This window comes from Pseudomonas sp. CAN1, from assembly GCF_030462585.1.
Taxonomy (GTDB): Bacteria; Pseudomonadota; Gammaproteobacteria; order Pseudomonadales; family Pseudomonadaceae; genus Pseudomonas.
Genome location: NZ_JASMRU010000017.1, coordinates 54,945 through 75,098 on the forward strand (window position 1 = coordinate 54,945; position 20,154 = coordinate 75,098).

At 67.9% G+C, this 20,154-nt stretch carries 24 protein-coding genes; 16 read left to right on the forward strand and 8 right to left on the reverse strand.

Annotated elements, in window-relative coordinates; all coding sequences use genetic code 11:
• Positions 1-219: 219 nt before the first annotated feature.
• Positions 220-639 (reverse strand): type II toxin-antitoxin system HicB family antitoxin, encoded by a 420-nt coding sequence (locus QO207_RS20540; RefSeq protein ID WP_301534163.1) that lies wholly within the window; start codon positions 637-639, stop codon positions 220-222.
• Positions 640-665: 26 nt separating this feature from the next.
• Complete coding sequence (locus QO207_RS20545; protein ID WP_301534164.1) at positions 666-845, reverse strand: type II toxin-antitoxin system HicA family toxin; 180 nt, start codon at positions 843-845, stop codon at positions 666-668.
• A gap of 230 nt (positions 846-1,075) precedes the next feature.
• Between QO207_RS20545 and QO207_RS20550 the strand changes: the two genes are divergently transcribed.
• The 7 genes from QO207_RS20550 (at position 1,076) to QO207_RS20580 (ending at position 6,792) form a co-directional block, all read left to right on the forward strand.
• Positions 1,076-1,849: an SDR family oxidoreductase gene (locus QO207_RS20550; protein ID WP_301534165.1), complete on the forward strand. Its 774-nt coding sequence runs from the start codon at positions 1,076-1,078 to the stop codon at positions 1,847-1,849.
• A 66-nt stretch (positions 1,850-1,915) separates the two neighbouring features.
• Complete coding sequence (locus QO207_RS20555) at positions 1,916-2,821, forward strand: LysR family transcriptional regulator (RefSeq protein ID WP_301534166.1); 906 nt, start codon at positions 1,916-1,918, stop codon at positions 2,819-2,821.
• A gap of 49 nt (positions 2,822-2,870) precedes the next feature.
• Positions 2,871-3,215 (forward strand): VOC family protein, encoded by a 345-nt coding sequence (locus QO207_RS20560; protein WP_301534167.1) that lies wholly within the window; start codon positions 2,871-2,873, stop codon positions 3,213-3,215.
• A 114-nt stretch (positions 3,216-3,329) separates the two neighbouring features.
• On the forward strand, positions 3,330-4,304 hold the full coding sequence (locus QO207_RS20565; protein ID WP_301534168.1) for a quinone oxidoreductase: 975 nt from the start codon (positions 3,330-3,332) through the stop codon (positions 4,302-4,304).
• 43 nt (positions 4,305-4,347) lie between these two features.
• On the forward strand, positions 4,348-5,286 hold the full coding sequence (locus tag QO207_RS20570; RefSeq protein WP_301534169.1) for a LysR family transcriptional regulator: 939 nt from the start codon (positions 4,348-4,350) through the stop codon (positions 5,284-5,286).
• Between the two features lie 124 nt (positions 5,287-5,410).
• Positions 5,411-6,154 (forward strand): SDR family oxidoreductase, encoded by a 744-nt coding sequence (locus QO207_RS20575; protein ID WP_301534170.1) that lies wholly within the window; start codon positions 5,411-5,413, stop codon positions 6,152-6,154.
• Positions 6,151-6,792 carry a cupin domain-containing protein gene (locus tag QO207_RS20580; RefSeq protein WP_301534171.1) on the forward strand — a complete coding sequence of 214 codons (642 nt, stop codon included), beginning with the start codon at positions 6,151-6,153 and terminating at the stop codon, positions 6,790-6,792. The genes QO207_RS20575 and QO207_RS20580 overlap by 4 nt, the downstream gene beginning before the upstream one ends.
• Here the strand turns inward: QO207_RS20580 and gcvA are convergent.
• Positions 6,772-7,713, reverse strand: coding sequence for a transcriptional regulator GcvA (gcvA, locus tag QO207_RS20585; protein WP_301534172.1), 942 nt, complete (start codon positions 7,711-7,713; stop codon positions 6,772-6,774). The two genes, QO207_RS20580 and gcvA, sit on opposite strands and share 21 nt — an antisense overlap.
• 180 nt (positions 7,714-7,893) lie before the next feature.
• On the opposite strand from gcvA, the gene QO207_RS20590 reads away from it, so the two are divergent.
• The 3 genes from QO207_RS20590 to QO207_RS20600 are packed head-to-tail and all read left to right on the forward strand — an operon-like array spanning position 7,894 to position 10,142.
• On the forward strand, positions 7,894-8,667 hold the full coding sequence (locus QO207_RS20590; protein WP_301534173.1) for an SDR family NAD(P)-dependent oxidoreductase: 774 nt from the start codon (positions 7,894-7,896) through the stop codon (positions 8,665-8,667).
• 18 nt (positions 8,668-8,685) lie between these two features.
• Positions 8,686-9,021 (forward strand): carboxymuconolactone decarboxylase family protein, encoded by a 336-nt coding sequence (locus QO207_RS20595; RefSeq protein WP_301534174.1) that lies wholly within the window; start codon positions 8,686-8,688, stop codon positions 9,019-9,021.
• Positions 9,022-9,080: 59 nt separating this feature from the next.
• On the forward strand, positions 9,081-10,142 hold the full coding sequence (locus QO207_RS20600; protein WP_301534175.1) for an FAD-dependent oxidoreductase: 1,062 nt from the start codon (positions 9,081-9,083) through the stop codon (positions 10,140-10,142).
• Between the two features lie 5 nt (positions 10,143-10,147).
• Here QO207_RS20600 and QO207_RS20605 read toward each other — a convergent pair whose 3' ends face one another.
• Positions 10,148-11,137 (reverse strand): zinc-dependent alcohol dehydrogenase family protein, encoded by a 990-nt coding sequence (locus tag QO207_RS20605; RefSeq protein WP_301534176.1) that lies wholly within the window; start codon positions 11,135-11,137, stop codon positions 10,148-10,150.
• A gap of 241 nt (positions 11,138-11,378) precedes the next feature.
• Between QO207_RS20605 and QO207_RS20610 the strand changes: the two genes are divergently transcribed.
• Together QO207_RS20610 and QO207_RS20615 are read left to right on the forward strand one after the other, a co-directional pair.
• On the forward strand, positions 11,379-11,930 hold the full coding sequence (locus QO207_RS20610; protein WP_301534177.1) for a GNAT family N-acetyltransferase: 552 nt from the start codon (positions 11,379-11,381) through the stop codon (positions 11,928-11,930).
• The gene (locus tag QO207_RS20615; RefSeq protein ID WP_301534178.1) at positions 11,917-12,600 is read left to right on the forward strand and encodes a helix-turn-helix domain-containing protein; all 684 of its coding nucleotides are present in this window, start codon (positions 11,917-11,919) and stop codon (positions 12,598-12,600) included. Before QO207_RS20610 ends, QO207_RS20615 begins: the two co-directional genes overlap by 14 nt.
• 143 nt (positions 12,601-12,743) lie before the next feature.
• On the opposite strand, the gene QO207_RS20620 is transcribed toward QO207_RS20615, so the two are convergent.
• The 4 genes from QO207_RS20620 to QO207_RS20635 all read right to left on the reverse strand — a co-directional run bounded on the left by QO207_RS20620 (position 12,744) and on the right by QO207_RS20635 (position 16,246).
• The gene (locus QO207_RS20620; RefSeq protein ID WP_301534179.1) at positions 12,744-13,637 is read right to left on the reverse strand and encodes a sterol desaturase family protein; all 894 of its coding nucleotides are present in this window, start codon (positions 13,635-13,637) and stop codon (positions 12,744-12,746) included.
• Positions 13,638-13,757: 120 nt separating this feature from the next.
• Entirely contained in the window at positions 13,758-14,135 is a 378-nt protein-coding gene (locus QO207_RS20625; protein ID WP_301534180.1) for a cytochrome c, read from the reverse strand.
• A 39-nt stretch (positions 14,136-14,174) separates the two neighbouring features.
• On the reverse strand, positions 14,175-15,302 hold the full coding sequence (locus QO207_RS20630; RefSeq protein WP_301534181.1) for an MFS transporter: 1,128 nt from the start codon (positions 15,300-15,302) through the stop codon (positions 14,175-14,177).
• Positions 15,303-15,388: 86 nt separating this feature from the next.
• Positions 15,389-16,246, reverse strand: coding sequence for a LysR substrate-binding domain-containing protein (locus tag QO207_RS20635; RefSeq protein ID WP_301534182.1), 858 nt, complete (start codon positions 16,244-16,246; stop codon positions 15,389-15,391).
• Positions 16,247-16,357: 111 nt separating this feature from the next.
• Between QO207_RS20635 and phnD the strand changes: the two genes are divergently transcribed.
• The 4 genes from phnD (at position 16,358) to psrA (ending at position 20,147) form a co-directional block, all read left to right on the forward strand.
• Complete coding sequence (gene phnD, locus QO207_RS20640) at positions 16,358-17,230, forward strand: phosphonate ABC transporter substrate-binding protein (RefSeq protein ID WP_301534183.1); 873 nt, start codon at positions 16,358-16,360, stop codon at positions 17,228-17,230.
• Positions 17,227-18,027, forward strand: coding sequence for a phosphonate ABC transporter ATP-binding protein (gene phnC, locus QO207_RS20645; RefSeq protein ID WP_301534184.1), 801 nt, complete (start codon positions 17,227-17,229; stop codon positions 18,025-18,027). The genes phnD and phnC overlap by 4 nt, the downstream gene beginning before the upstream one ends.
• On the forward strand, positions 18,024-18,842 hold the full coding sequence (gene phnE / locus QO207_RS20650; protein WP_301534185.1) for a phosphonate ABC transporter, permease protein PhnE: 819 nt from the start codon (positions 18,024-18,026) through the stop codon (positions 18,840-18,842). Before phnC ends, phnE begins: the two co-directional genes overlap by 4 nt.
• Before the next feature lie 216 nt (positions 18,843-19,058).
• Positions 19,059-20,147 carry an iron-containing alcohol dehydrogenase PsrA gene (psrA, locus tag QO207_RS20655; RefSeq protein WP_301534186.1) on the forward strand — a complete coding sequence of 363 codons (1,089 nt, stop codon included), beginning with the start codon at positions 19,059-19,061 and terminating at the stop codon, positions 20,145-20,147.
• The last annotated feature ends 7 nt before the right edge of the window (positions 20,148-20,154 follow it).

The window sequence follows — 20,154 nt, forward strand, 5'->3', positions numbered from 1 at the left end:
TGGGCATGATCCAAAAGCTGCGCTCGCCCCGAGCGTAGAGGCATGCTTCTCGTAGGAGCGAGCTCGCTCGCGAACCCACCCAGCGCCTCCCCCCGTAGGGCGCATAACCCGGAACGGGTTATGCGCCGATACCACGACGGCGGATAACGCTGGCGCGTTATGCGCCCTACGTCCCTAGCTAAACGGAGAAGGACCGGCCGTCACGCCGGTTCATTCGCATCAGGCCGCGGCCAGCACGCTGACCGACAGGCGCAGGCCGAGAGCCGCCAACGCCGCTTCCAGCTGCTCCATCTTCGAGGTGTGCAGGAAGTCCACCTGCACCGGATTCACCTCCAGCAGCCGGCAAAGATCAGCCTTGCGCATGCCCCGCCGCACCATCTCGTTCCACAGCACGATCTTGGCGACGGTCACTGTCGGCAGGTGCACGACGTGCTCGCCGGCTTCAGCCGCGCTCGCCGGCGGAATCGCGCGGCGGTCGTCGACGTAAAGCGACAGGGTCGTATCGATGGCATCCAGAGTTTCCGTGATCGCATGGGCACGGTCATCGCCGAAGCTGTTGAGCTCCGGCAGATCGCGGCAATACACGGCGAGGCCAGCAGCGCTGGGGTCTTCCTCGAATCGTATGGCGTAGTCGTACATCGTTGCCTCCCTCTCTGGCGATGCATTCACAAGCCCAGTTGCCGGATGATGGCCTGGCGGGTTCCCTCGGGCATTTCCTTGGCTCCATGGTCGGCAAAGGTCGTCTTCCTGCCGTTGGGGGCGGTGATCTTGAAGTGGCTGCCCTTGCCCGCTTCGAAGGTCACCCCCTGGGCTTTCAGCCATCGCCTGAATTCGCTGAACTTCATCAGCTCGTCTCTTCCTGACCGGATGAGCCAAGCCTATGGCCGCACACGCAAATGACAACATTAGTGTTGCATTAGCGGAGCATTCCCACAAGCTTCTCCGCCATGGCGCAGCCTGCTGCTGCCCAGCGATTATCCAGCCCCGCTGGACAGTCCATCCCGCCCGACGGGAATTATCCATGTCGCATCCCGCTCTAGACTCAGCTTGCCTTCAACCAAGCAGGACAAGCGCCATGGCTGACCATTCGATCAAGGGGAAAGTGGTACTCATCGCCGGAGGAGCGAAGAATCTCGGGGGGCTGATCGCCCGCGACCTCGCCGGGAACGGCGCCGCCGCCGTGGCGGTGCATTACAACAGCGCCGCCAGCAAGGCCGATGCCGACAAGACCGTCGCCGCCCTGCAGCAACTGGGCGCCAAAGCGGTGGCGTTGCAGGCCGACCTGACCCGCGCCGGTGCGGTGGAGAAACTGTTCGCCGACACCATCGCCGCCATCGGCAGGCCGGACATCGCCATCAACACCGTCGGCAAGGTGCTGAAGAAGCCCATGGCCGAGATCAGCGAAGCCGAGTACGACGAGATGATGGCGGTGAACGCCAAGTCGGCGTTCTTCTTCATCAAGGAAGCCGGCCGGCACCTCAACGACAACGGCAAGATCTGCACCCTCGTCACCTCGCTGCTGGGCGCCTTCACGCCGTTCTATGCCGCCTACGCCGGCGGCAAGGCGCCGGTGGAGCACTTCACCCGCGCCGCCGCCAAGGAGCTCGGCGAGCGCGGTATCTCCGTCACCGCGGTGGGGCCGGGGCCGATGGATACGCCGTTCTTCTACCCCGCTGAGGGTCAGGACGCGGTGAACTACCACAAGACAGCCGCCGCCCTGTCGCCCTTCTCGAAGACCGGCCTGACCGACATCGAGGACGTGGTGCCCTTCATTCGCCACCTGGTCAGCGACGGCTGGTGGATCACCGGGCAGACGCTGCTGATCAATGGCGGCTATACCACCAAGTAACTCCCCACCGGGATCGCCGGTCCGGGTGCCTGCGCCCGACCGGCGCCGCTCTTCTGCCGAGGTTCAATGGAGCGCATCGAGCAATACCGCATCTTCATCCAGGTCGCCGAGCTGGGCAGCTTCATCCAGGCCTCGCGGGTACTCAAGCTGCCCCGCGCCACCGTCTCGGCGGCAGTCCAGCAGCTGGAAAGCGGCGTCGGCACACGCCTGCTGCACCGCACCACACGCCGGGTCAGCCTGACCGCCGACGGCCTGCAACTGCTCGAACGCGCGCGCCAGCTGTTGCAGGAGTACGACGAGGTCGACCAGCTGTTCCAGACCCACCCGCAGCAGGTCAGCGGCCGCCTGGATGTCGACGTGCCCAGCCGCATCGCCCGGCGTCTGTTGATTCCCGCACTGCCGGAGTTCCTCCGCCAGTACCCCCGCCTGCAGCTCGGGCTGGGTTCCACCGACCGGCTCATCGACCCGGTGGGCGAAGGCGTGGATTGCGTGATCCGCTTCGGCCGGCTGAGCAACAGCAGCCTGGTGGTCAGGCCGCTGGGGCAAGTGTTGCTGGTGAACTGCGCAAGCCCCGCGTACCTCGCCGAGTACGGCCATCCGCAGCGCCCCGAAGAGCTGCACAACGGCCACCTGTGCATCGGCTACACGCCGCTGCCCGGCGGCCAGGCGCTGCCCTGGGAATACACCGCCGAAGGTCGCGAGCAGAGCTGCCAGCTGCCCAGCCGGGTCATCGTCAACAACGTGGAAAGCTATATCGCCAGCTGCTGCGCGGGGCTGGGGCTGATCCAGGTGCCACTGTTCGACGTGCAGCACCTGCTCGACGCCGGCGCGCTGGTGGAAGTGCTCGCCGAGCACCGCCCGGCGCCAATGCCGGTGTCGCTGCTCTACCCCAGCCGCCGCCAGCGCTCGCGACGCCTGGCGGTGTTCCTCGACTGGTTCACCGCGCAGATCGGGCCCTATCTGGCGCAGTGAGCCCGTAAAGGCGATGATCGCCAACCACGCCTGCCCTTCGGAGCCTCCCATGCCGTTGACCTTGCTGCTGCGCTGCCACGACCTGGACCTGACACGCGAGCACTACCGCGACACCCTCGGCTTCAGCGTCAGCGACTCCGCCGAAGGCACGCTGACCGTGCAACTGCAGGACTGCCGCCTGCTGTTCACCGCCCACGATCTATGGTCCGCCGCAGTCGGCAGCTCCGGCACGCTGTACTTCCAGATCGTCGACGTCGAAGGCTACTTCGAGCAGGTGAAGGACCACGCGCAGATCGCCTGGCCGCTGCAGGACATGCCCTACGGCTCCCGCGAGTTCGGCGTGCGCGACTGCAACGGCTACCACCTGGCGTTCGCCCAACTCGCCAACGCCTGAACCAACGCCACGCATTACTGCACTCCGTGCAGCGATGTCCTGCATCAGCCCCGGCTGGTGCACTGGAATCATGTCCCTAGACTGGTTGGCACCATCACCAGTCAGGGGACAACCATGATCGACCGCATATCCATCGAAGCCTTCGGCGGCCCGCAGGTGCTGCGCCTCGAACAGGCCGAGGTGCAACAGCCGGGGCCCGGCGAAGTGTGGCTGGAGCAGGCCGCCATCGGCGTCAATCCACTGGACCTGAGCCAGCGCTCCGGGGCAGTGAAGGTCACGCTGCCCTCCTCCCTCGGCCTGGAGGGTGCCGGCACGGTGGCCGCCATCGGCGCCGGGGTGAGCAACGTGCAGGTCGGCGACCGCGTCGCCTACGCCACCGGGCCTCTCGGCGCCTATGCCAGCGCGCGGCTCTACCCGGCGGAGCGCCTGGTCAGGCTGGCGGATTCGGTGAGCTTCGAAGACGCCGCCGCCGTGCTGTTCAAGGGCATTACCGCGCAATACCTGCTCAAGACCACCTGGCCGGTCGGGCCTGGCTCCCGCGTGCTGATCTATGGAGCCGCCGGCGCGTTGGGGCAGCTCATGGTGCCCTGGGCCAGGCACCTGGGCGCCTTCGTCATCGGCGTAGTGTCGAAGGCGCAGAGCGTCGAACGCGCCCGTGCAGCGGGCTGCAATGAAGTGCTGGTGTTCGATGCCGCGATGCTGGCCGAGCAGGTCCGAGAAATTACCGGCGGGGCGAAGGTCGACGTGGTCTACGACCCCATCGGCCGCGCGTCCTTCGAGGCCTCGCTGGACTGCCTGCGCCCGCGCGGCCTGCTGGTCAGCTTCGGCATGGCCTCCGGCGCGCCGCCGGCCGTGGAAGTCGCCACGCTCAACGCCAAGGGCTCGCTGTTCCTCACCCGCCCGTCGCTGGCCGCGCACACCGCCACGGCGGAGGAATACCAGCAGCGCGCGCAGGACGTCCTTCAAGCCGTCGCAAACGGTATCATCCAGCCTCGCATGTGGCGCCGTTACCCGCTGGCAGAGGTCGCCCAGGCCCACACCGATCTGCAGGAAGGCCGCTCCGAAGGGGCCATCGTCCTCACACCATGAATGATCCCCGCCGCCACGGCGGATTCGCCGAACCGGGAGCCCTATGGATCTGTTCGATAGTCGCCAGGCCGACGAACTCGCCACCCTCCTGGGGCTGGCCGAGCACGGCTCCTTCGCCGCCGCCGGGCGGGCGCTGCAACGCCACCCCTCGGTGCTGTCCAAGCGCCTCGGCGCCCTGGAACAGCGCCTGGGCGTGCGGCTGGTAGAGCGCACCACGCGCCAGCTGCGCTTCACCGACGAGGGCCAGCGGCTGGTGGAGCGGCTGCGCCAGGCCGCCGGCCTGATCGCCGAAGCGCAGGCCGAGGCAACCCGCAGCGCCGCCCAGGTGCAGGGGCGCCTGCGCATCGCGCTGCCGGCTGCCATGGGCCGCCAGTGGCTGAGCCCGATCCTCGCGCGCTTCGCCCTGGCGCATCCGCAGGTGACGCTGGAAGTGGAGTACGCCGAACGCTTCGTCGACATCGTCGCCGAAGGCTTCGATGCCGCCATCCGCATCGGCGAACTGGCCGACAGCCGCCTGCTCGCCCGGCGCCTATGCGACCTGCGGCGCATCCTCTGCGCGGCCCCGGATTACCTGGAGCGCCACGGCACGCCGCAGACCCCAGCGCAGCTCGCCGAACACAACTGCCTGGGCTTCACCGGCCTGCACTCCTGGCCCGACTGGAAGCTTGCGCGCAACGGCCGCCAGCACACGGTACGGGTGCGCGGCAGCCTCATCAGCAACGACAACGAGGCACTGCTCTGCGCCGCACGCCTGGGTGTGGGCATCCTCGCCGGCGGCGAGTGGCTGATGCGCCACGACCTCGACAGCGGCCGGCTGGTGCGGGTGCTGCCGGAGTGGCAACTGGACGCCGCCGGCGGCATCTACTTCGTCCGCCCTTCCGCCCGCCACGGTTCGGCCACCAGCGCAGCGTTCAAGGCCTGGATCGAAGAAGCGTTCGCCAGCGGTGCGCCCTGGGAGACCGAGGCACACAAGCTGGCCTGACCTCCACAACAAAGCTTTTCTATGCCGGGTGCGAAGATTTAATCGGTCGCGACCCTGCCCGCCCCTGTCGATCATGGCTCCTGCGCCGGCCTTGCGCCGGCTTCCCACTCGACAGGAGACTTCCATGCTCAACGGCAAGACGGCCCTCATCACCGGCGGCAACTCCGGCATCGGCCTGGCCACCGCCCGGCTGTTCCTCGAACACGGCGCCCGCGTCGTCATCACCGGCCGCGATGCTGCACGACTGGAGATCGCCCGCCAGGAACTTGGCCCGGAACTGCACACTCTGGTCTGCGACGTGCGCTCAAGCGAACAGCTACAGAACATGGCCGATGCAGTTCGCGAGCGCTTCGGCGCGCTGGACATCCTCTTCGCCAATGCCGGCGTCGCCTATGGAACTCCGCTGGCGAGCACCACCGAGGAGCAGTACGACGGGCTGATGGATATCAACGTCAAAGGCCTGTTCTTCTCCGTGCAGGCGGTCGAGCCGATCCTGCGCGACGGCGCCTCGATCATCCTCAACACCTCCTGGCTCAACCAGGTCGGTGCGCCCGGCCGCGCGCTGCTCTCGGCCTCCAAGGCAGCGGTGCGCTCCTTCGCCCGCACCTTGTCGGCGGAACTGCTGGAGCGGCGCATCCGCGTCAACGCGGTCAGCCCCGGCGCCATCGAAACGCCGATCCACCGCAGCCCCGGCCAGAGCGAAGCGGAGTTCCGCGCCTACGCCGAGCGGGTCGGCAAGCAGGCGCCCATCGGCCGCATGGGCCGCCCCGAGGAAATCGCCGCCGCGGTGCTGTTCCTCGCCAGCGACGCTTCCAGCTACATGCTCGGCGCAGAAGTAGTCGTCGATGGCGGCAGGGCCGAGCTGTGATTGTCGAACGGCTCAACGATGACCTCGGGCAACCGGCCATCCGCCATGGCGCCGCCCTGCCCTGGGTCGCCTCCCCGCAACCCGGCGTGGATCGCTTGCCGCTGTACCGCGTCGGCGGCGAGCACGCCCGCGCCACCAGCCTGGTGCGCTACGCACCGGGCAGCCGCTTCACGGCCCACGTCCACCCCGGCGGCGAGGAATTCCTGGTGCTGCAAGGCACCTTCGAGGACGAGCACGGCCGCTACCCGGCCGGCACCTACGTGCGCAATCCGCCCGGCAGCCGCCACACGCCGGGTTCGGCCGAGGGCTGCGTGATCTTCGTCCGGCTACGCCAGTTTCCCGAGCATGACCGCCAGCAGGTCGTCGTGCCGGCACTGCCAGCGGACGGCCAGCCGCTGTTCGAAAACACTGACGAGAAGGTCTGGCTGCAGGCCATCGAACCCGGCGGCCATTGGCGCCAGGCCAATCCGCGCGGGCTGGAAGTACTGGTGCTGCAGGGCTGGCTGACGCTGCAGGAGCAGCGCCTGCATCCCCTGAGCTGGTTGCGCCTGCCGCCCGGCACGCAGCTGAGCGGCGTGGCGGGCACACGGGGCGCCCGCCTGTGGGTCAAGGACGCGTCACCCGACCTGGGCTTCTGATCCCACCGCCCCGGCCTCGTCCAGCAGCCAGTCGCGGAACGCCCGCACCTTCGGCAGCTCGCCGCACTCGGGGCGATAGACCACGTAGTAGGCCTGGGTCAGCGGGCAATCCAGGCCCTTGTCGGCGAACGGGCGAATCAGCCGCCCGGCCGCCAGGTCATCGCGCACCATCACGCTGCGCGCCAGCGCCAGCCCCTGCCCGTCCATCGCCGCCTGCAGCACCGCCGCCGAGTTGTTGATGCGCAGGCCGTGGCTGGCCTTGATCTGCGGGTAGCCCGAAGCATCCAGCCACATGCGCCAGGTCGGGTAGTCCGGCTCGCTGGCCATCGACAGGTCATGGATCAGCGTGCAGCGCTCCAGCGCCTTGGCCGTCAACCTGCCGCCCTTGAGCAGCGGGAAGTCCGGCGCACACACCGGGAACATTACCTCGTCCATCAGCCGCACCGCCGTCAGCCCCGGCCATTTCCCGCCGCCATAGCGCACGCCGACATCGATGCGCTCGGCCTGGAAGTCCACCGAACGCGCGTTGGTGTCCAGCAGCACATCCAGCTCCGGATAGGCCTGCTGGAAGCGCTCGATGCGCGGCAACAGCCACTTGGCGGCAAAGGCCGGGCTCACGGTGACGGTCAGCCCGGCCTGCACGCCAGCGTCTTTCAGCCGCGCCAGCCCCACCGTCAGCCGCTCGAAGCCTTCGCGGATATCCGGTAATGCCGCGCGCGCCGCATCGGTCAGCACCAGCCGCGCGTTGCCGCTGCTGGCACGGGAGAACAGCGCGATGCCCAGCCAGGATTCGAGATTGCGCACCTGCTGGCCGACCGCCGCCGGGGTGACGTTCAGCTCCGCCGCCGCGGCGGAGAAGCTCTGGTGCCGCGCTGCCGCATCGAAGGCGCGCAGCGCGTTGAGATAGGCCGGAGTGGTCATGGATAGTTTTTCTATTCCGCCAGCGAAGAACATCTGCGTTGTTGGCGCCTCGGCCCGGTTCGACAATGCGCACCAGCCCAGGGCCATATTCAAGCCTGAAAGATAGCAGATACGCCACTTCAGGAAAGGCCCGGACGATCAACGACCGTTCTCATCCAAGAGAACAAGAGGACTCCCACCATGAATAGTTTTTCTAACAAGGTAGCGATCATCACCGGCGGCGGCTCGGGCATCGGCAAGGAAGTCGCGCGGCGACTGGTCGAAGCCGGCGCCAGCGTCGTCATCGGCGGCCGTGACGGCGCCAAGCTGCTCGAAGCCGCTGGCGAGATCGACCCCAGCGGCCAGCACGTGCGCACCCTCGCCGGCAGCATCGCCGACCCGGCCACCGCCCAGGCCCTGGTCGACCTGGCGCAGCGCGAGTTCGGCGGCGTCGACATCCTCATCAACAACGCCGGCATCTTCACGCCCAAGCCGTTCCTGGAAGTCAGCCCGCAGGAGTACGACGCCTTCCTCGATACCATCCTCAAGGGCAAGTTCTTCATGGCCCAGGCAGCGGCCAAGGCCATGCTGCAACGCGGCGGCGGCGCCATCGTGCAGACCGGTTCGCTGTGGGCCATCCAGGCCATCGGCGCCACCCCGTCGGCGGCCTACTCCGCCGCCAATGCCGGCGTACATGCGCTGACACGCAACCTGGCCATCGAGCTGGCCGGCTCGAACATCCGCATCAACACCGTGGCCCCGGCCGTGGTGGAGACCCCTGTCTACGGCACCTTCATGGATGCCGAGCAGGTCAAGCAGGTGCTGCCGACCTTCAACGCCTTCCACCCGCTGGGCCGCAACGGCCAGCCGGGCGACGTAGCGGCGGCGATTCTGTTCCTCGCCTCCGATGAGGCCTCGTGGATTACCGGCACCGTGCTGCCGGTGGATGGCGGCGTGACCGCCGGACGTCAGTGAAAAAAAGGAGCAACCACCATGATGAACTGGAACGACTACTTCACCAGCCTGATCGAGCGCGTCGGCGAGTTCGCCGGCCTGGCCCCGGCGGCCATGCGCGGCCTGAACACCCTGGGTAACCTGCCAGCCACCCACCTGGAGCCCAAGGTGCATGAGCTGATCGCCCTGTCGGTGGCCATCACCACCCGCTGCGATGGCTGCATCGCCACCCACGTGCAGGCGGCGCTCAAGCACGGTGCAACCCGCGAGGAGATCGCCGAAGCACTGGGTGTGGCCATCGCGCTGAACGCCGGCGCTGCGCTGACCTACACGGCGCGGGTGTTCGATGCCGTGGCGGCGTTCGACAAGCCCTGAAAATGCACCGGGCGCCGCCAGGCGCCCGGTCATCCATCGTCATATAGCGGAGAGCCCTGATGTCCTCGCGCAAGATCGCCATCGTCGGTGGCGGGCTGGCCGGCCTGTACGCCGCCTATCGCCTGCAACAGCTGGGTATCGACTGGGAGCTGTTCGAGGCGCGTGCGCGCCTGGGTGGGCGCATCCTGTCGACGCCTGCCGGCGGCATCGACCTCGGTCCGACCTGGTTCTGGCCCGACTGCCAGCCGCGCCTGCAGGCCCTGGCGGCCGAGCTTGGGCTGCCAACCTTCGCCCAGTACGAAGACGGTGATGCGCTGGTCGAGCGTTGGGGCGCCCCGGCGATCCGCCGCCCTGGCTATACCTCCGGCAACCTTTCGCTGCGCATCGAGGGCGGCACCGAACGCCTGGTTCAGGCACTGGCCGAGCGCTTGCCGGCGCAACATATTTTCCTGCAGAGCGAACTGCAACGGATCGAGCTGGATAATGGCGGCGCACATCTGCAATTTGCCGGCTCAGGCCCCCTGCCGCGTGGCTTTCGCGCCGTCTGGCTCGCCGTTCCACCGCGTCTGGTGGCGCGCGTGAATTTCGCTCCGGCATTGCCAGCGGAGGTGATGAAGCAGCTTGCCGAGGTACCGACCTGGATGGCCTCCCACGCCAAGTACGTGGCCCGCTATGCGCGGCCGTTCTGGCGTGAGTCGGGGCTCTCCGGTGATGCCTTCAGCGGCATCGGCCCGCTGGCCGAGGTGCATGACGCCGGCCACCTGGGTGGCGCAGCGCTGTTCGGCTTCCTCGGCCTGAGTGCCGCACAGCGTCGCGCGCTGGATGGCCCGGCGCTCATGGCGGCCTGCCGTGCGCAACTGGTCCGGCTGTTCGGCGAAGCGGCTGCGCATCCCCTCGATGAAAGCCTGCAGGACTGGGCGGCAGAACCACTGACCGCCACCGAGGACGACCAGATTCCGCCGCGCTGGCACGGCCAGCAGGACCTGGCCGGCCTGTTCGACGGCCATGCACAGCAACGCCTGCGCCTGATCGGCAGCGAAGCCGGCGGCGAGCAGGCCGGCTACATGGAAGGCGCGCTGCTGGCCGTCGAGCGTGCCGTCCAGGCGCTGCCGCCGGACTGATCGGCTCAGACGGTGACGACTATCTTGCCCACCTGCTGGTTGGCTTCGAGGAAGCGGTGCGCGTCCTGAATCCGCTCCAGCGGGAAGGTCCGCGCGATGATCGGGCTCAGCGCGCCGGACTCCAGGCCCTTGACGATGAACGCCTTGGCGCGCTCCAGCGCGGCCGGGTCGGCGACGATCTCGGCGTACAGGTAACCCTTCAGCGTCAGGCACTTGCCCAGCACGGTGAACAGCGGGAAAGGTGTCGGCTCCGGGCTCAGCGCGCCGTATTCGAGGAGAATGCCGCCACGCGCCATGGCCTGGGTGAGCACCTCGAAGCCGGGGCCGCCGATAGGGTCGAACACCACGCGGGCGCCCTGCCCGACGGTCAGCGCCATCACCTTCTCGACGATGTCCTCGTCGTCGCTGACGATCACGTGGGCGGCACCGGCATCGAGCAGCGCCTGTTTCTTCGCCTGGGTGCGGGTCACGGCGATGGCAGTGGCGCCGACCATGCGGGCAATCTGGAAGGCCGCCAGACCGACGCTGCTGGACGCCGCAGTGACCAGCACGAAGTCGCCCTTGGCCAGCTTGGCCTGCTCCACCAGCGCGCCCCAGGCGGTGACGTACTGCATCCAGGACGCGGCAGCCTGTTCGAAGCTGAGATTCTGCGGGTGCTTCACCACCAGGTAGGCCGGCACGTTGGCCACTTCGCCGTAGGTGCCCCAGCGGGCGATATCCAGCGGCGGGATCAGGCTCACCGCATCGCCGACCGCAACGCTCTTCACTGCACTGCCCACTGCGCTGACCACGCCGGAAGCTTCATAGCCCAGGCGACTGGGGAACTCGGCTTCCTGCAGGTAGGCGTGGCTGCGGAACATCACTTCGGCGCGATTCAGGCCGATGGCCCTGACCGCGATCTGCACCTCGTCCGCCGCCGGGGCGGGCACGTCCACCGCCTCCAGCTTCAGGACGCTGGCGTCACCGTATTCGTGGATTCTGACAATGCGGGCCATGGAAACCTCTCTTCGAAGCAAGAGCCAACGTGAAAGCGCTGGCCGGAATGGGAGTGTAGAAAGTCTTGCCGACGGTGCTCGACCGTCCGCGCCATGCAGGGCAATCCAGGCGCTGGCCAGACTGGCATCTGACGCCGGCCTCAAACAGGTCGACCCGCTTCTGCCGGGAGAACTGCCCACGCACGCTGGCCAGCCACCTCACGGGACGGCAGACTGGCCCCACAGAATCAAGGACCTCGCCATGGATTGCCCCATCCTGCGCACTGCGCGCCTGTTGCTGACGCCGATCGAGCTGGCAGACGCCGAACTCATCCAGCGCCTGTTCCCGCACTGGGAAGTGGTGCGCTACCTCGACCGCCGCGTGCCCTGGCCGTACCCGGACGACGGCGCGCTGGTCTATGTGCGCGACAGGGTGCTGCCGGCCATGGCCCGTGGCGAGGAATGGCACTGGATGATCCGCCTCGCCAGCGCCCCGGAGGACGCCATCGGCAACATCTCGCTGTTCGATCAGCCGGGCAATCATCGGGGCTTCTGGCTGGCGCCCGCGTGGCAGGGGTGCGGTTACATGAGCGAGGCCTGCGAGGCGGTCAGCCGCTTCTGGTTCGAAACGCTGCAGAAGCCGCTGATGCAGGTGCCCAAGGCTGTGCCCAACCAGGGTTCGCGGCGCATTTCCGAACGCGAAGGCATGCGCCTGGTGGGCCGCGACCAAGGCCACTTCGTCAGCGGCGTGCTGCCACGGGAAACCTGGGAGCTGACCCGCGAAGAGTGGCTGGCGCGCCATGCAGCCAACTGAGCAGGCCTGGCAGGGCGAGCTCTGGCTCGGCGCGGACTTCTGCCTGATCGCCGGTACCACCGGCCACGCGCGCGCCCACGCTCATTACGCACACCAATTGTTGATGGCCTGCGCAGGCGAGGTGAAAGCGCTGATCGACGAACAGCAACAGCAGGGTTCATTGCTGGTGATCGCCTCAAATCAGCGCCACGCGATCCTCGACAGTGATCAGCGCGTCGTCACCCTGTTTGCTGAACCGCTGGCGTTCGAGCTGGGCGATCTTGAGCGGCTCTGCCGGGAGGTCGGACCGGACCTGCAGAGCCTCGCATCGGGCCTGCGCGCGCTGCCACGCCGGCAGCTCGATCCGCGCCTGGAGAGAGCCCTGCAACGCATCCGCGCGCTGAACGACGGCGCCCTGCCCGCCCAGGCGTTGGCCGAGGCAGCCTCGCTATCGTTGAGCCAGCTGGAACGCTTGTTCAGCGGCACCCTTGGCCTGTCGGTGCGCCGCCTGGTGCTCTGGCAACGGCTGCGCCAGGCGCTGCGGCTGGCCATGGCCGGCGACAGCCTGACCAGCGCCGCCATCGCCGCGGGCTTTGCCGATTCCGCGCATTTCTCGCGGAGTGTGCGCAGTCAGTTCGGGATTCGGGCGGATCTGACGTTGCGTCAGCTGAAACTTCGACTGCTCGATTAGTTGAGATATCGGTGCCGGTGCGTGCGCACGCGCGGAAACATTCCGTAGGAGCGGACTCTGTCCGCGATGGGTTTCAGCGTGATGCGGGCCTATCGCGGACGAAGTCCGCTCCTACGCTCCCTTTCCACTCTACTGCCGGGTGATCAGCGCACACCAACGCCCGCGCGGCGAAGCGCCACCGGCAACGGCGCCGGCGGATGCACCACCTCCACACGACGGAACGGCTCGGCCAACTGATCGAAATACGCCAGCGGATAGTCGGGGCGATCGCCAATCCCCAGGTCATCCTCCGCCAGCACGTAGTCCGGCAGATACAGCGCAGTCCCCAGCAGACGGTCCCAGAAGCTGAAGAACAGCGCGAAATTCACATCCCCCGCCGTGCCGTACTTCAGGTGATGCAGGCGATGCAGCGGTGCCCAGGCGAACAGGTGGCGCAGCGCGCCGATGCGCATGTCGACGTTGCTGTGTTGCAGCAACAACTGGATGGCAATGGCGAACGCCAGCAGCGCGGCGACCTCCACCGGAATCCCCAGCAACAGCAACGGCAGAGTTCCGCCGAGGGCTTCGAGCATCTGGTGCAACGGATGCTTCATCAGCCCGTTGAAGCCATACATGCGGGTAACGCTGTGGTGCACCGCATGCAGGCGCCACAACAGCGCAGAGCGGTGGCTGGCGTAATGCACCAGGGTGATGCCGAGATCGGCGATCAGCAGCGCCGCCAGCAGTTGCAGCGCCAGCGGCCAATCGCTTGGCCACAGCCCGAAATGCGGCAGCCACAGGGCCAGCAGCGGAATCGCAGCGATGCCCAGCGCATTCAACGCCTCGTTGACCAAAGCATGGATGAAGTCGCGGGCGCCATCGCCGTGGCCGTCATTCCAGCCCGCGCGATAGGGCCAGAGTCGCTCGGCGAGGAAAGCCAGCAGGATCGCCAGCGGCAGCAGCGCCGGCAGGCACAACAGCGATACGCCTGCACCGACCAGGTACAGGGCCAGGCCGATGAAGCCGAAGGAGAACGCGGGGGCGTAGAGGTGTCGCATGGGGCAGCTCCAGTGCAGGAAGAGCCGCCAGTGTTCCCGCCGAGCCGTCAGTCGCGCTTGAACAATCCGCGCATTCAGCCCCGACATCGCGCGCGGATTTCCGCGCCCTCACGGAGAGCCTCAGCGACTCTTTGCAATCACCCCGACCATGTACTGGTTCAGGTCGCGCAGGTCATCGATGCTCCAGGCATGCGGCGGTATCTTCACACCGTTCTCGCGCAGGGTCCGGGGGATCAGGCTGCCGTTGGGGCGCAGCACCACCGAGGACACGATGACGCCTGGATACTCGCTCAGGCGCTTCCTGAACGCAGGCGTCGTGAGGTCGGGCGTGGGTGGGTTGCTCTTGCGCGCCAGCGGCCCGGTCGCCTTGATGTCCGCGCCGTGGCAGACCGCGCAGCGCTGGGTAAAGAGGGTCTTGCCGTTGAGGTTATCCGCGAGGGCCGGCGCTATCTGCGCCAGCGAGAGAATCCCGCTCAGAGCGATGAACAATGCTTTCACTTTCCTGCTTCCTTGCCGTGCCAATCAGTCCTGATTCAGTCAACGTCGCCAGGCACAGCCCAGCGCGCTGAGCGCCAGTATCGCAGCCGCGCCGGCATAGGCCCAGAGCGCCGGCACCTGCGGCAGCAGAACACCGGCCAGGATCGGCCCGAGCCCCGCGCCGATATCGCGCCACACCGCGTTGCCCGCCAGCGCCTGGATGCGCGCCTGCGGGTTGCGCTGCGCCACCAGCGTGACCACCAGCGGCAGTTGCAGCGCACGCAGCACCAGCACGAAGAAGGCACCGACGAACAGCCAGTAGCTGCCGAACATCAGCAGCGCCAGCGAGGTGGCCAGCGACAGCACGACCAGCATGCGCAACGCGCCGAAGCGGTCGGCCAGACGTCCGCCGAAGGGGCTGAAGAGCATCTCGCTGAGATACCGCACCGCCATCAGCACGCCCGCCACCAGCACGCCGGTGCCGCCCAGGTGGGTCTGCGCGTAGAGCGACAGGCCGAAGATGAACAGGCCGTCGAGGGTCACACCCTCGATGAAGGACCAGGTGGCAATGCTGTCCGGCAGGCGCAGGCGGCGGCCGCTGTTGCTGGGGATGTCGTGGCCCTTGTCCGGCAGCGCGCGGGCCCGCCAGAGGCCGCACAGGGCGCTGACGCAGAGGACGAAGAAGATGCTGCGCGGCCCCAGCGCCTGGGCCATCACCGCGCCCAGCGGGAGGAACAGCATCGGCCCGATGGACAGCGTCGCCCGCGAGCGCCCGGCACGCCGCGCTGCGCCCTGCGCCTCGGCGGTGGCGAGGGTCTGGGTACTCAGGTTGAACGTGGCGAAGCACAGGCCCCAGACCAGGCGCAGCACCAGCAGCGCGGCAAAGCCGGAAAGAGTCGCGTTGCCCAGCGCGCAGGCTGCCGCCGCGAAGGCCGCAAGGCTGCACGCGGCGCGGTCGCCGTGGCGGCCGTAGAAGCGCACCACCCAGCCGTAGCCGACGATGCGCACCAGCCGGTTGGCCGCCAGCAGGATGCCGGCTTCCACCAGGGTCACGCCGAAATCGGCGGCGTACATCGGCAGCAGCAGGTACAGCAGCACGTCGCTGGGCAGGCACAGGCTGAGCACCTGGGCGGAGTTGCGCGAATCTCGGTCGGCTCGCTGCAGGGCAGGCGCGGAAGCGGACGACATGACAGCCTCGTGACAACGACGGGGGCCGCAGGATAACCCGCGCCCCGCCCCGCAGGACAAGCCTTACGCCAGTGCCGGCAGCTGTGCTATTGCGCGAGCGAGCGCAGGAAGGAGGCGATCACCTGGCTGCTGCGGCGCTCGGCGAGGTAGTACAGGTAGGTCTCGGTGCACACCGGGTCGCCGCTGATGCGGATGGTCTTCAGGCGCGGGTCGGCGATGTATTCCGCCTCGGACACCACGCCGATGCCGATGCCGCGGATCGCCGCCTCGCGCAGGGCTTCGCGGCTGCCGATCTCCATGGCGATGCGCGGCGTGACGTCGGCCTTGTCCAGCTCGCGCTCCAGCGCCACGCGGGTGGTCGAGCCCTGTTCGCGGCGCAGCAACGGCTGGCCCTGCAAGGCTTGCAGGCGGACTTCGGCGTGGCGCGCGAACGGGTGGTCGACATGGGCGAAGAGGATCACCGGGTGCCGCGCGTACAACTGCGCGACGAACGCCGGGTCGTCATGCAGGCCGGCCAGCACGCCGACATCGGTGACGTAGTTTTCCAGGTCGGCGAGCACCGACGCGGAGTTGCCGATGCGGATCGCCACATCGATCTGCGGGTAGTCGCGGCGGTACAGGTCGACCATCTCGATCACATGGAACGGCCCCACCGCGCCGACCTTCAGCTGCCCGCGGTTGAGCTGGCCGGAATCGCGCAGCAGGTTGGTCGCCTCGGATTCGAGCATCGACATCTGCTGGGCGATGGGCAGCAACGCGCGGCCCACGGCGGTCAGCTCGATGCGCCGGCCGCGGCGGTGGAACAGCTCGACGTTGAACTCGCGCTCCAGGCCCTGGATCTGCGTGGTCGCGGTCGGCTGGCTGAGGCCGATGGCCCTGGCCCCGGCGCTGAAGCTGGCGTGGCGCGCCACGGCGAGGAAGGTGCGCAGGCGGGCGGTGGACATCCATAGCTCCTGTCAATGGATTAGTGCTTTAACCCATATTGATTTGATGGCGTGACTGTCACATGACAGCCCTAGCTTTGGCGCTACCGAACACAACCTCCGGGTAACGCCATGACTTCGCTGACCAGACTGTTCCGCTTCGCCGTGCTGCCGCTCGCCTTCGCCTCTGCCCTGGCCTCCACCGCCCAGGCGCAGGATGCCCTCACCGTCGGCCTGATCCCCTCCGAGGATTCCCAGGCCATGATCAAGAGCAGCCAACTGGTCCTCGACCAGCTGCAGGAACGCCTGGGCATGCCGGTGAAGCCCTTCGTGGCCACCGACTACAACGGCGTGATCGAAGCACTGCGCGCCGGCAAGCTCGACGTTGCCTACCTCGGCCCGTTCTCCTACGTGCTGGCGCACCAGGTGGCCGGCGCCGACGCCTTTGCCGTGGCGGTGACCAAGAAGACCGGCACCAGCGCCTACCACAGCCTGATCATCGCCCGTCAGGACAGCGGCATCCGCAGCCTGGACGACCTCAAGGGCCACACCTTCGCCTTCGTCGACCCCAGCTCGGCCTCCGGCCATCTGTTCCCCAAGGCTGGCCTGGAGCAGTCCGGGCATGACCCGAAGGCGCTGTTCTCGCGGGTGATCTTCTCCGGCTCCCACGACGCCAGCATCCTCGCCGTGGCGAACCGCAAGGTGGACGCTGCCGCCGTGGCCGACCGCATCCTCGCCGGTGCGATCAGCACGGGCCAGGTCAAGCAGGACGATATCCAGGTCGTGTGGAAGTCCGACGACATCCCCGAATCGCCCATGGTCTGGCGCAAGAACCTCGACCCGGAACTGCAGCAGAAACTGGTCGCCGCGTTCGCCTCGATCAAGGACGTACCGTGGGGCGACCAGGGCCTGCTCAATGGCTTCCAGCCCACCAACGACGCCGCCTACAACGTCGTGCGCGACACCGCCAAGGTGCTCGATCTCGACCTGCGGAGCCTGAAATGATCCGTGTCACCCAGCTGACCAAGGGCTACGGCGACAATCCGGTGCTGCGCGGGATCGACCTGCGCATCGAAGCCGGCGAGTTCGTGGTGATCCTCGGTCAGTCCGGCGCCGGCAAGTCCACCCTGCTGCGCTGCATGAACCGCCTGGCCCAGGCCGACGGCGGCGAATTGCAGGTGGCCGGCGTCGACGCCATGCAGGCGCGCGACCAGCGCGAACTGCGCCGGCGGGTGGCGATGATCTTCCAGCACCACAACGTGGTGCCGCGCCTGTCGGTGCTGAAGAACGTACTCACCGGGCGCCTGGGCTGCGTCGGCACCCTCGCCTCGGTGCTGCAGCTGTTCAGCCGCGACGACGTCGCCCTGGCCCGCGAATGCCTGCGCCGGGTGGAGCTGGAGCACAAGGCCGAGGCGCGCACCGATTCGCTCTCCGGTGGGCAGATGCAGCGCGTCGGCATCGCCCGCGCGCTGGCCCAGCGGCCGCAGGTGATCCTCGCCGACGAACCGGTGGCCAGCCTCGATCCGAAGACCGCGCAACTGGTCATGCACTACCTGCGCGAAGCCACCCGCAAGCTGGGCATCACCGTGGTGTGCAACCTGCACCAGGTGGACCTGGCGCGGGAATTCGGCGACCGCATCGTCGGCCTGGCCAACGGCCGCCTGGTGTTCGACGGCAGCCGCGAACAACTGGATGACGCTGCCCTGCAGCGCATCTACCAGCAACGCCCGAACAGCGAGGCAACCGCCTACCAGGCAGCCGCCCGCGCGGTCTACGCCAGCGAAACAGGAGCCGGAGCATGAACCTGCGCAGCCACCACTGGATGGTCGAAACCCCGCAAACCAAGCGCGGCTGGCTGACCACCGGCGCCGCCGTGCTGGCGGTGCTCTACCTGCTGCACTGGAGCGCCGAGGGCGCACAACTGAGCTGGAGCGAACTGGCCAGCGGCCTGCCGCAGATCGGCGACTTCCTCAGCCGCTCGCTGCCACCCGACATGAGCATCCTGCCGAGCCTCTGGGGCCCGGCGCTGGAAACCTTGCAGATCGCCCTCTGGGGCACCCTGCTGGGCATCGTGCTGGCCGTGCCGCTGGGCTTTCTCGCTGCGCGCAACCTGCACGGCAACCGCTGGCTGTACCTCGCCACGCGCCAGTTGCTCAATGTCATCCGCAGCATCAACGAACTGATCCTTGCCCTGGTGTTCGTTTCCGCCGTGGGCCTGGGCCCCTTCCCCGGCGTGCTGGCCCTGGCGCTGCACGGCGTGGGCATGCTCGGCAAGTTCTTCGCCGAGAGCATCGAGGAGATCGACCAGGGCCCCATCGAGGCGCTGCAGGCCACCGGTGCGCGGCCGTTGCAGGTGATCGTCTTCGGCGTGCTGCCGCAGGTGATCACCGCGTGGATCGCCGTGGTGCTCTACCGCTTCGAGGTCAACCTGCGCTCGGCCACCGTGCTCGGCATGGTCGGTGCCGGCGGCCTGGGCTTCGAGCTGGTCAGCAGCCTGAAGCTGTTCAAGTACCAGGAGACCGCCACCTGCATCGTCGTCATCACCGTCATGGTGGTGCTCGCCGACCTGCTCTCCAACCGCTTGCGCCACGCCATCCAGGGCAACGGGCGGCACTGACCGCTCACGCCCCAACCTTCTTTCCTTCTGCCCCAACCTCCTGCCGCGTGTGCCTTCCGGGTGCGCGCCGGGCAGGCGCACGCCCGGATTTTGCCCAAGATGCCCGCACCCGCCGTTATCGGTCTGGCCGATGCCCACCTGCGATCAATCGATTGGAACGAAACCGACGAGGCCCCGAGCATGGCCGCAAGTTCAAACAACAACAAGGAACTGCCCATGCCTGCCCGATTCCATAATCCGGTCGCCACCGTTTTCGGCGGCGGCAGCCTGGACCGCATCGCCGACCTGTGCGAAGGCAAGGTCGCCCTGGTGACCTTCCCCGAAGCCGCGCAACTGGGGCTGATCGACCGCGTCCGCAGCCTGCTCGGCGAGCGCCTCGCCTACGTCATCGACGACGTGCAGCCCAACCCCGACGTGGCCTGGCTGCGCGATGTGCATGAGCGCTTCTGGCGCGAAGCGGCCGACTGCAGCACCGTCTTCGCCCTGGGCGGCGGCAGCGCCATCGACACCGCCAAGGCGCTGATCGTCGGCACCGCTTCCGGGCACTTCGACGAACTGCTCGACCTGCTGGCCGCCGGCAAACCCTTCGCTCCGGCGCGCAGCAAGACGCTGATCGCCGCGCCGACCACCGCCGGCACCGGCAGCGAAGTCACGCCCTGGGCGACCATCTGGGACGCACAACAGCAGAAGAAGTATTCCCTGCACCTGGACTGCACCTGGCCCAAGATCGCGCTGATCGACCCGGACCTGATGCTCAGCGTGCCCGCCGGGGTGACAGTTTCCACCGGGCTGGACGCCCTGTCCCACGCGCTGGAATCGATCTGGAACCACAACGCCAACCCGATCTCCGACACCTTCGCCCTCTCCGCCATCGAGGACATCCTCGACTGCCTGCCCCGCCTGCAGCAGGACCTTTCCAACCGCGAGTTGCGCTCGCGCATGGCGCTGGCTGCACTGAAGGCCGGCATGGCCTTCTCCAACACCAAGACCGCGCTGGCCCACTCCATCTCCTACGAGATGACCCTGCGCCACGGCCTGCCCCACGGCATCGCCTGCTCCTTCACCCTGCCGCTGGTGCTGGGCCTGGCCTGGGGCCGCGACGCCGACCGCGACCGCACCCTGCAACGGGTGTTCGGCAGCGATCTGGCCGGCGCGCAGAAGCAGTTGCGTGAATTCCTCCATCGCCTCGGGGTCAAGACCGAGTTCGGCGACTACGGCGTGACTGCCGCCGAAGCCGAAGCGATGATCGACTTCGCCATGCAGGGTGCCCGCGGCCGCAACTTCATCGGCTCGCAGGCTGCCTGACGCCGCT

Excerpts from the sequence above, each read along its gene's own strand:
- QO207_RS20620 (WP_301534179.1), bottom strand. The coding sequence starts at position 13,637 with ATGCGACACCTCTACGCCCCCGCGTTCTCCTTCGGCTTCATCGGCCTG.
- QO207_RS20565 (WP_301534168.1), top strand. The coding sequence starts at position 3,330 with ATGATCGACCGCATATCCATCGAAGCCTTCGGCGGCCCGCAGGTGCTG.
- QO207_RS20635 (WP_301534182.1), bottom strand. The coding sequence starts at position 16,246 with ATGTCCACCGCCCGCCTGCGCACCTTCCTCGCCGTGGCGCGCCACGCC.
- QO207_RS20560 (WP_301534167.1), top strand. The coding sequence starts at position 2,871 with ATGCCGTTGACCTTGCTGCTGCGCTGCCACGACCTGGACCTGACACGC.
- QO207_RS20545 (WP_301534164.1), bottom strand. The coding sequence starts at position 845 with ATGAAGTTCAGCGAATTCAGGCGATGGCTGAAAGCCCAGGGGGTGACC.
- QO207_RS20570 (WP_301534169.1), top strand. The coding sequence starts at position 4,348 with ATGGATCTGTTCGATAGTCGCCAGGCCGACGAACTCGCCACCCTCCTG.
- QO207_RS20595 (WP_301534174.1), top strand. The coding sequence starts at position 8,686 with ATGATGAACTGGAACGACTACTTCACCAGCCTGATCGAGCGCGTCGGC.
- QO207_RS20540 (WP_301534163.1), bottom strand. The coding sequence starts at position 639 with ATGTACGACTACGCCATACGATTCGAGGAAGACCCCAGCGCTGCTGGC.
- QO207_RS20555 (WP_301534166.1), top strand. The coding sequence starts at position 1,916 with ATGGAGCGCATCGAGCAATACCGCATCTTCATCCAGGTCGCCGAGCTG.
- gcvA (WP_301534172.1), bottom strand. The coding sequence starts at position 7,713 with ATGACCACTCCGGCCTATCTCAACGCGCTGCGCGCCTTCGATGCGGCA.
- phnE (WP_301534185.1), top strand. The coding sequence starts at position 18,024 with ATGAACCTGCGCAGCCACCACTGGATGGTCGAAACCCCGCAAACCAAG.
- QO207_RS20575 (WP_301534170.1), top strand. The coding sequence starts at position 5,411 with ATGCTCAACGGCAAGACGGCCCTCATCACCGGCGGCAACTCCGGCATC.
- QO207_RS20600 (WP_301534175.1), top strand. The coding sequence starts at position 9,081 with ATGTCCTCGCGCAAGATCGCCATCGTCGGTGGCGGGCTGGCCGGCCTG.
- QO207_RS20615 (WP_301534178.1), top strand. The coding sequence starts at position 11,917 with ATGCAGCCAACTGAGCAGGCCTGGCAGGGCGAGCTCTGGCTCGGCGCG.
- phnC (WP_301534184.1), top strand. The coding sequence starts at position 17,227 with ATGATCCGTGTCACCCAGCTGACCAAGGGCTACGGCGACAATCCGGTG.
- QO207_RS20610 (WP_301534177.1), top strand. The coding sequence starts at position 11,379 with ATGGATTGCCCCATCCTGCGCACTGCGCGCCTGTTGCTGACGCCGATC.
- QO207_RS20605 (WP_301534176.1), bottom strand. The coding sequence starts at position 11,137 with ATGGCCCGCATTGTCAGAATCCACGAATACGGTGACGCCAGCGTCCTG.
- psrA (WP_301534186.1), top strand. The coding sequence starts at position 19,059 with ATGCCTGCCCGATTCCATAATCCGGTCGCCACCGTTTTCGGCGGCGGC.
- phnD (WP_301534183.1), top strand. The coding sequence starts at position 16,358 with ATGACTTCGCTGACCAGACTGTTCCGCTTCGCCGTGCTGCCGCTCGCC.
- QO207_RS20590 (WP_301534173.1), top strand. The coding sequence starts at position 7,894 with ATGAATAGTTTTTCTAACAAGGTAGCGATCATCACCGGCGGCGGCTCG.
- QO207_RS20550 (WP_301534165.1), top strand. The coding sequence starts at position 1,076 with ATGGCTGACCATTCGATCAAGGGGAAAGTGGTACTCATCGCCGGAGGA.
- QO207_RS20630 (WP_301534181.1), bottom strand. The coding sequence starts at position 15,302 with ATGTCGTCCGCTTCCGCGCCTGCCCTGCAGCGAGCCGACCGAGATTCG.